Consider the following 9,334-nt stretch of genomic DNA (forward strand, 5'->3'; position numbering starts at 1 on the left):
CTCTTACCTATGAGCGCCGGCTGACAAACGCCGCGGCGCTGCACCTCGCGCACCGCCGATCCCATAGAACGAGCGATACAAGCGGTCTCTCAGGGGTCACGCCTGCATCCGATCGTTAACGAACGGGTTAGTGTCCCAGCGTCACCGTTTGCGATTCACCTCCTTGAAATCTGCGTCAATCACATCTTCATCCTGGTTCGCTCTGTGGGATTCGTGTTGCCCGGCCGTTTCCGTCGAACCGCTTCCTTGCGATGGATTGTCCGCATATATCCGTTCCCCGAGCATTTGCGACGCTGTCGCCAGCGCGCCGATCCGGGCTTGTATCTCTTCCCTGTCGGACCGTTTCAATGCATCTTCAAGTTCCCTGACCGCAGCCTCAATCTCGCGCTTCTCGGCGGCGTCAAGCTTGTCACCATATTCGGTTAATGCTTTGCGCGTAGTGTGGACCAACGCATCGCCTTGATTGCGTGCATCGACCAGCTCGCGCAGCCGGTGGTCCTCTGCGGCGTGCGCCTGCGCCTCCCGGACCATCTTTTCGATTTCGGCTTCGGACAACCCTGAATTCGCCTTGATGGTGATCCGGTTTTCCTTGCCGCTCGCCTTGTCTTTGGCCGAGACGTGCAGGATGCCGTTTGCGTCGATATCAAAAGTGACTTCAATCTGCGGCACGCCGCGGGCGGCTGGCGGGATCCCCTCCAACGTGAAGTCGCCCAGCAGCTTGTTGCCGCTCGCCATCTCGCGTTCGCCCTGATACACCTTGATGGTGACCGCCGCCTGGTTGTCGTCGGCGGTCGAGAAAACTTCCGAGAACCGAGTCGGAATGGTGGTGTTTTTTTCGATCATCGTTGTCATGACGCCACCGAGTGTTTCGATGCCAAGCGAGAGCGGCGTCACGTCGAGCAGCAAGACGTCCTTGCGCTCCCCGGACAGCACCGCCGCCTGGATGGCCGCCCCGACGGCCACTGCCTCATCGGGGTTGACGTCCTTTCGCGGTTCGCGCCCAAAAAGCGCTCTGACCGTCTCCTGCACCTTGGGCATACGGGTCATCCCACCGACAAGAATGACGTCGTCGACTTGCTCCGCCGTCAGACGCGCATCTTTGAGCGCAACACGGCAGGGTTCCATCGTCCGCTCAATCAGATCCTCCACCAGCGATTCGAGTTTCGCGCGCGTGAGTTTCACGCTCAGATGCTTGGGACCCGATGCATTCGCCGTGATGTAAGGTAGGTTGATCTCCGTCTGCTGACCCGACGAGAGTTCGATCTTGGCCTTCTCGGCCGCTTCCTTCAGGCGCTGCAAGGCGAGCACGTCCGTCGAGACGTCAACGCCCTGCTCCTTTTTGAACTCGCCAACGAGATAGTCGATGATGCGCTGGTCAAAGTCTTCGCCACCGAGAAAGGTATCGCCGTTGGTCGACAGCACTTCGAACTGCTTTTCTCCGTGAACATCGGCGATCTCAATCAGCGAAATGTCAAAGGTCCCTCCGCCAAGATCGTAGACGGCAATCTTGCGGTCACGGCTTTCGCGCTTGTCGAGGCCGAAGGCGAGCGCCGCGGCCGTGGGCTCGTTGATGATCCGCTTGACCTCGAGTCCAGCGATGCGCCCGGCGTCCTTTGTCGCCTGGCGCTGGCTATCGTTGAAGTAGGCGGGCACCGTGATGACGGCTTCCGTGACCGACTCGCCGAGGTAGTCTTCGGCGGTCTGCTTCATCTTGCGCAGGACTTCGGCCGAGACCTGTGACGGTGCGAGCTTGCTGTCGCGTGCTTCGACCCACGCGTCGCCGTTCTCCGCCTTGACGATCTTGTAGGGCATGAGCCGAATATCCTTCTGCACCTCCTTTTCCTCGAACCGGCGGCCGATCAGGCGCTTGACCGCAAACAGCGTGTTTTTCGGGTTGGCGACCGACTGCCGCTTCGCGGACGCGCCCACCAACAGCTCATTACCGTCGAGATACGCGACAACCGATGGCGTCGTGCGGGCGCCTTCTGCGTTCTCGATCACCTTAACCTGCTTGCCTTCCATTAGCGCTACACAGGAGTTCGTCGTGCCGAGATCGATGCCAATGATCTTGCTCATGATGTCTTCACCGGTACCCAAACGCTTCAATTACTGATCGCTCGTCGCCGTAAGTCATGCGGCCTCTACGACACTTCTTGCGCCCACGCAATCGCGCGGATGCTCATCGTCGTTGCTTCTCTGGCTCTCGAACGTCGCGCAGCGTTGCCTGCTCGAATTTTTGAGAAAGGCTCGACGCCGGCGGCAGCACACCTGGCGTGACGTAGCCAGCGGGCTCGTCCGACGCCTGCGGGATCAACCGCAGCTCCCTGAGTCTCGCCCGAAGGAACGCGTCGGCATGCGCCAGCCCCTGCTCAAGTTCGTGCGCCGTCACACCGGCTACCTGGGCGGCAGCGCCTACTGAAAGCCCCTCCAACCGACAAAGTACAACTGCGCGGCGCCACGGTGCCGGCAGTTCCGAAAGGAGCGTCGCGAGTAGCGCGCGGAGCTCTCGCTCGCTCACGGCCTCCTCGGGCGTCGCGTCCGGTGCTGGCATGACGTCTTCAAGATGCAAGACTTCGTCGGGCTGCCAGTAGGCGAACAAGATTTCCTCGTCCTCTCGCGGCTCGCGCAGCTCGATCGGCAGTCTGCCCTCGAGCGAAATGCAGCGACCTGCCTCGTCCTGACGGCGGCTCACTTCGTCGGCGAGAACCCTCAGCGTAATCTGGTAAAGCCACTGCAGCGGATCGAGCTTGCGTGGGCGCGTTGCCGACTGCTCACACGCACGGGCCAACGCCTCATCGACGATCTCGTCGACGGACGGCTCGCCCGGGTCGAGTTCGCCTCGCGCCTGCAGGTCCGAAAGCTCCCGCTGCACAAATCGCTGCAGCGATGCGAGCAGCGGGCGTACGAGGCTGCTGAACGAAGCCGTTTCTGCGTCGCTTTCGTCGGCCAGTGCCGTCTTGAGTTGCCGCATGCCGGCACGCCGCTCCTTGCGACGCCATGCGTCCTCGTGACGCAGATGTGCAACGTGGCGTTCGACCTGCCGATCCAGCTCCGTGAGAGCGTGTTCGATTGCCTTCTCCAACCGCGACGATTCCTCTGAGCACGCCAGCGTCGCGCTGGACAGCGTCATCTGCAAACGGACGTGATAGGAGCCATGGTGGCGGCTCCTGTCCAGGGTAGCGTGCAAACGGAGCAGTTCGGCCGGAAAGTGAGACAAATGCGGGCCGAGCACCCGTTCAGCGAGCCGCTCGATCATCTGATGAAGATCCGGACGTGAAAGCTTCGCCACGTTCCGGTAACGAATGACCGTTTTCATCTCAAGCCTGTCCACGAATCGTTTCGCTGCTGATCGACAATTCCCGGCGCGCACTCCGCAGAAGTTTTTTCTCATCGGCCACTGCGATGGGAAGCCGCCCGCACCCCGGCACGAGGATGCGACGTCCCGACTGTTCCGCGTCGCCCTGCGGCGCCGGTTTTAGAGGCCATCCTGGCGCGCGGCGCGGCGCGCTCGGCTCTCAGGCGCTGCGGCGTCGCGCACGAGGATATTCGCGCCGTTCCCGACGATCCCCGTTGCCCTATGGCCCGTGGATGTGAGACGGAGGCTGGCGAATCAATGGCACGAGGGAGGGCCCGAGACGAGCGCCGGTCGCGCTGCGCGAGCAGCGAAATGCAGAAAAAAGCGCTGAAGTTTGAGAGCGACGCTCGGTGCTATCGATGCAGTCCGAGCGCAGATAGACGTGGCTCATCGTCTTCTCCTTCGACGCAGCAAGGAAGAGAACGGGCTTGCGCGCTCCAGTTCGCCTGCCGTGCTGCCAGCAAACAAATCGAAACACGCAGCGTGCGACCGATCGGGCGGCGGACACACTGCCTGAGCTAAAAATAACGTAGTAAAACTCCGGGAAAAATTCAAGAGGCGACGATAGAGAACCAAAGGCCGAGGATGTCGCACAGAGGCGGCCGAACGTCAGACTCGCCCAAGTGGTCTGGACAGGGGGCCAACGCTATTGCGGGCGGCCGGCGTCTCGTAGTGCTTCCTCGAGTTCGAACAGTGAGTAGGGTTTGCATAGTGCCTTCCACGGGAAGTCTGTGGCATCGTCCGCAGAAAGGATCTCGCCCGAGGCGAAAAGCACGCGAATCGCTGGATGGCGGGCGATGGCCATCCGCGCCAAATCAACGCCGGACATATCGGGCAGGCGCACGTCGGTGAGCAAGACATCGAAAGCCGCAGCGTTCATTGTCTCGATTGCATCGCTCGCGTTTTCAACGCCGGTCGGATGATAACCCAGCAGACACAGCAGTTCGAGAACCGCGTCTCGTGAATACTTGTCGTCCTCTACCACGAGCACCCGCCTTGCTGATGCTGACGACGTAGGCTCCGCTGAGGGTCGCGACGATCCAGCGTTCGCCGCCCCTCGAGCGTCGAGAAGTTGGCGAATTTTTACCGCCAGATCTTCCCTGCTGTAGGGTTTGCTAAGAAGTTCTACACCCGGGTCGAGCCGGCCTCCGTGGACGATTGCATTTCGGGTGTACCCCGACGTGTACAAAACGCACAGGTGTGGCTGGAGCAGCACCGCGCGTCGAACCATCTCTGGACTTTTGAGTGGGCCTGGCATCACCACGTCGGTAAAAAGCAGGTCGATGTGCACGCCGCTGTCCAATACAACGAGCGCTTGTTCGCTGTTATCAGCCTTCAGCACGTTATAGCCAAGTTCGATCAGCATCTCGACCACGGTCTCTTGCACTTTGAGATCGTCTTCGACGACCAGCACTGTTTCGGAGCCTCCGAGCATCGGCGCATTTGTCCGTGCTGCCGGAGTAGATGCCTCGGCCGACGATCTTGGCAAGTACACACGCACTGCGGTTCCGTGCCCGACTTCGCTGTAAATCCGAATATGACCTCCGCTTTGCTTGACAAAGCCATAGGCCATACTGAGACCGAGTCCGGTGCCCTCGCCTTCGGACTTGGTCGTGAAGAAGGGATCAAACGCGTGCTCCAACACTTCCGGCGGCATACCGGCGCCGGTGTCAGTGACGCTGAGCATCACGTACTGCCCGGCCTGCACGTCAGAAAACGAGCGCACATAGCGTTCGTCCAGCGTCGAGTTGGCGAGTTCCAGCGTCAGCCGACCGCCGTCCGGCATCGCATCTCGCGCATTGATCGCGAGATTCAGCACGACGTTCTCGAGCTGATGCGAGTCCACGAATGCGTTCCAGAGCCCCCCGGCTACGCTGGTTTCAACTTCGATGGTCTCGCCGAGCGCACGGCGCAGGAGCTCGTCCATACTCCGAAGCATCGCGGCAAGATTCACGGAAGCTGGCCGAAGCGCTTGACGGCGGCCAAATGCGAGCAACTGTGAGGCAAGCTTTGCGCCGCGCTCGACCGCGCTGATCGCGTTTGCGAGTCGGTCCAAGGTCCAATCGTCACGCGCGCCGCGGATCTGAAGGAGTTCGAGATTGCCGCGCAAGACTTGCAAAACGTTGTTGAAGTCATGAGCGACGCCGCCCGTGAGCCGCCCGATCGCCTCCATTTTCTGCGATTGAAAAAGTGCGGCTTGCGTCTGTTCCAGCAGCTGGTCCGCCTCGCGTTTTTCGGTCACATCCCGCGTGATTTTCGCAAAGCCGACCAATGTCCCTGACTCGTCACGTATTGCATCGACGATGACGTGAGCCCAGAAGCGGGTCCCGTCCCGACGCACGCGCCATCCTTCCGCTTCGAACCGCCCGTCGCGGGCGGCGGTGTCCAGCGCACGCTGCGGTGCGCCGGCCGCCGTGTCTTCAGGCGTGTAAAAACGCGAAAAGTGGCAACCGACGATTTCGTCGGCCGTATAACCCTTGATTCTGCGGGCACCGCTGTTCCAGTTGGTGACGATACCTTCCGGGGAAAGCATGAAAATCGAGTAATCAGTGACGCCATCGACCAGCATTCGAAAGTGTCGCTCGCTTTCTATGACGGCGTCGTGCGCCTTTCGTTTGTCGGTTTCATCGCGTACGACTTTTGCGAAGCCCAGCACCCCCCCAAGGGACCCGACGAGCGCGGTCGTCACGATGCTCGCCCAAAACACTGAGCCGTCCTTGCGCCGCCGCCACCCCTCGGTTTGCATGCTGCCGCGCTGACGTGCTTCGTCGAGTTCACGCTCGAATATGTCGCTTGCGCGCGCATCTTCCGGAAAAAAGACACTGTAATGGCGACCGAGTACTTCGTCTTCGGTGAATCCGTAAATCGCCGTGCCGCCGGGATTCCAACTCGACACATGACCGTGCGGCGTCAGCAGAAACACGGCGAGGTCCGGCATCGACCGCACCCAGATCCGTTCCCAGTCGAGAAGGGAGTCGCCGAACTGATTTTCCTTGTTGCTCATTATCGCGGTATGTCCATGCACCGACTTGCCGGCCTTATCCACGAAAGCGACATGGACTGGATGATGGAACCGCTTGATTTTACTCAATACGTCAAAATCCGTGCGCGATCGGCGGTACCGCGCGCGATGCCACTGAGAAAATCGGACTGCAGCGGCGCTTCCGATCAGACCGCCGCTCAGTCGGGCGTCGCGACAGGACGAAGCGGTTGAGGCAGCGAGCGGTCATGCTGACGAGCCGATTAGCGCCGACCTCTCTTGGCGGGTGGCGCTCGCGCACCGTCGTTAGACGATCTTGCGTTCGAGAGCTCTCTATGAAGTTCGGGCCGAAGCTGCCCAAACGCCGCTGGTGACGCCGCGTATCGTTTCGTGAGCGCGCTCTGGAGTCAGGCATGTTTCCACCCGGTTTCAAACACGTCATGTCGACAGTCTGCGAAGCATACTCTTGCAAGCGCGCAGTGTCGTGTTCCGCGCTTCCTACGACTGCATCCCCCCGGAATCAGTCCCAGCACTAGATCAGACGCCCAATGCTTAGAAACGGCTGACGCTACGCGTTCGCCGTTGCCGGGCTCGGAGTCGAGGGCTGGCCCGTAGGCTCGCGATCTTCAGCAACGCTTCCCTCGGCCGTTTCCAGCACGAAAAGCGTCTCCACCTGAACGTCTGGACACGCTTAAAAAGAGCGTCGCCCATGATCCGAGACCCAGCATGTTATCCCTCTCGAAATAATTTTCCGGCCATGCATCGCTCTCTTCCACCGAGCACGAGCGAAAGTCGTAGTCGTCGTCGACGATCTGCCGCTGGCGCGACACGTCGACTGGCCCGCGTTCGTAGCCCAGTACCGCATCGGAGTGGTCAAAGTCTGAGATTGTTGATGGCTCAATCGGGGCGATATGCCTAACGTCTAATTATGAGATTAGCCCGATAGGAAAAATTTGATTCCGGACTGTGTGCTTTTCGCGTGCTCTTCGTACAAGAGGTTTGCCGAGTCTGCGATCTACGCGCGGTTTCAGGTTGACCCCGAGCGCCATGACCCGTCAAAGTCGGACGCACGATGACGCGACACCGTCGTCGATACCAGCGAGGATGCTCTGGGGCCCTTGCAGTGAAATTGGACCGAAGAGACTCTTGTAGACTCTTGGCAGTTCATTGATTTTGATTTTGGCCTCCATGCCCTCTTCCTTCAAACCCACAGCTGAACAACATGCGGTCGTGGAAACGGCTCTCGGCGGCAGTGACCTCAAAATCAAGGCTTATGCCGGCGCCGGCAAGACCTCGACGTTGAGGTTGGTCGCTCAGCAACTGACGGGCAGGCGCGGAGCTTACCTCGCATTCAACAAAGACATCGCGGATTCGGCCCGCCGCGGATTTCCGCCCCGGGTCAGCTCGCGCACCGTGCATTCGCTCGCATACGCTGGCGTGCCCTCGACCTTGACCTCTCGGGTGAACCTTCCTGCAGAGCCACCTCACGAGCTGTCTGCACGGTATGGAATCGGCGCGATCGAGGTTCCCACCATCACCGGCAAAGACGTCGAGATCACGCCATTCGAAATCGGACGAATGATCGTCGACGGCCTGGGTCGGTTTTGCCGTTCGCCAGATCCGACACCATGCTCGTATCACATCCAGGTTGACGAGAAGGTGCATGAAAAGGCCGCCGACTGGCTACGTGAAAACTTGCTTCCCAGCGTCGTGCGACTCTGGCATGAGAGCATCGATCCACGGGGCCGCAGCGCGATTCTGGCGGACGTTTATCTGAAAGTATGGGCTCAGCAAGATCCCCGCATCAACGCCGATTTCATCCTGTTCGATGAGGCGCAGGACAGCGACGGTGTCATGCTGTCGGTGCTCGGTCGGCAGCGCCATGCGCAGATCATCTATGTCGGCGATCCCTACCAGCAGATCTATGAATGGCGAGGCGCGATCAATGCCATGGCGCAGATCGACGCGCCGGAGCGACCGCTTACTGAATCTTTCCGCTTTGGACAGACGCTCGCCACGCTCGCGAGTCGCGTACTCGCGTTGCTTGGCGAGCCCACGCCGATACGTGGCCAGCCGGGCATTGGCTCGATCATGGTAGAAGACCCCGCGATTTCGCCGCCGGTCGATGCCATCCTTTGCCGGAAGAACGCGACAGCCATCTGGCAATTGGCTGCAGGCCTCGAAATGGGTCATCGGCCGGCCATTCGCATGAGTCCCAGCGAGATCGTCGCATTCGCGGACGGCGCCGATCAACTGCTCGCAGGTCGACGCGCCTTCCGCCCGTTGGCCTTTGCATTGTTCGAAAGCTGGAAGGAAGTCCAATCATTCGCGCGCAGTGCGGCAGGACAGGACTTACTGCCAATTGTCCAAATCGTCGATGAGCGAGGCACCGACTATCTGCGGGCGCTCGCGCAGCGGATGACACCCGAACGTGACGCCGATTACGTCATCTCGACGGTGCACCGCGCCAAGGGGCTTGAATGGAAGCGAGTCCGCCTTGTGAACGATTTCCGCTTCATGCTCGTTAATGGTCGACTAACGTTGGACGAAGACGAATTGCGACTGCTCTATGTCGCGGTGACGCGCGCGCAGCACGTGCTCGATATATCCGACCTGCGCGATGAACTATTGCGGTTGTTCAGCGCACATCGATGAGCATGCCCATGCATGCTGCCAACTGGCATGCGTGGCTCGTTCCGTGCGGCGGCCCCGCGGACAGGTGCGAGAATCAACCAACCCCGTCATTTGATGACCTGGCCGCTCCACCGGTCACGGTTGCGCCAAAACGGACACAGCGGACAGGTTTCACCTTCCGGATAGTCGATGCCTTCCTCATGCGGACAGCCGATGATGCGATCGACCATGACGACTGATCGGGCGCCGTGCTGGTCGAGGAACCGGACCACTGCCTCGGTGATGTCCGGATCGTTTCTCGCATCGGTGGCAAGACAAAACCACCGCTCGACGGGATCGGCATCCGCACCTTCGTGCGCGACGAT

5 protein-coding genes are annotated in these 9,334 nt (G+C 60.4%); 1 reads left to right on the plus strand and 4 read right to left on the minus strand.

Annotation, left to right across the window (positions count from 1 at the left end; translation table 11 throughout):
- Positions 1 to 141: 141 nt before the first annotated feature.
- From dnaK to AWB78_RS21295, 3 genes are all read right to left on the minus strand, one after another.
- Positions 142 to 2,076 (minus strand): molecular chaperone DnaK, encoded by a 1,935-nt coding sequence (dnaK, locus tag AWB78_RS21285; protein WP_062607812.1) that lies wholly within the window; start codon positions 2,074 to 2,076, stop codon positions 142 to 144.
- 103 nt (positions 2,077 to 2,179) lie between these two features.
- Positions 2,180 to 3,316, minus strand: coding sequence for an RNA polymerase subunit sigma-28 (locus AWB78_RS21290; protein WP_062607815.1), 1,137 nt, complete (start codon positions 3,314 to 3,316; stop codon positions 2,180 to 2,182).
- A 685-nt stretch (positions 3,317 to 4,001) separates the two neighbouring features.
- Positions 4,002 to 6,359 carry a hybrid sensor histidine kinase/response regulator gene (locus tag AWB78_RS21295; RefSeq protein ID WP_062607817.1) on the minus strand — a complete coding sequence of 786 codons (2,358 nt, stop codon included), beginning with the start codon at positions 6,357 to 6,359 and terminating at the stop codon, positions 4,002 to 4,004.
- A gap of 1,164 nt (positions 6,360 to 7,523) precedes the next feature.
- Between AWB78_RS21295 and AWB78_RS21300 the strand changes: the two genes are divergently transcribed.
- The gene (locus AWB78_RS21300; RefSeq protein ID WP_062607819.1) at positions 7,524 to 8,990 is read left to right on the plus strand and encodes an ATP-binding domain-containing protein; all 1,467 of its coding nucleotides are present in this window, start codon (positions 7,524 to 7,526) and stop codon (positions 8,988 to 8,990) included.
- 86 nt (positions 8,991 to 9,076) lie between these two features.
- On the opposite strand, the gene AWB78_RS21305 is transcribed toward AWB78_RS21300, so the two are convergent.
- The coding region (locus AWB78_RS21305) for a hypothetical protein (protein ID WP_062607821.1) at positions 9,077 to 9,334 on the minus strand (258 nt) is incomplete at its 5' end.

This window comes from Caballeronia calidae (assembly GCF_900044055.2).
Lineage (GTDB): Bacteria > Pseudomonadota > Gammaproteobacteria > Burkholderiales > Burkholderiaceae > Caballeronia > Caballeronia calidae.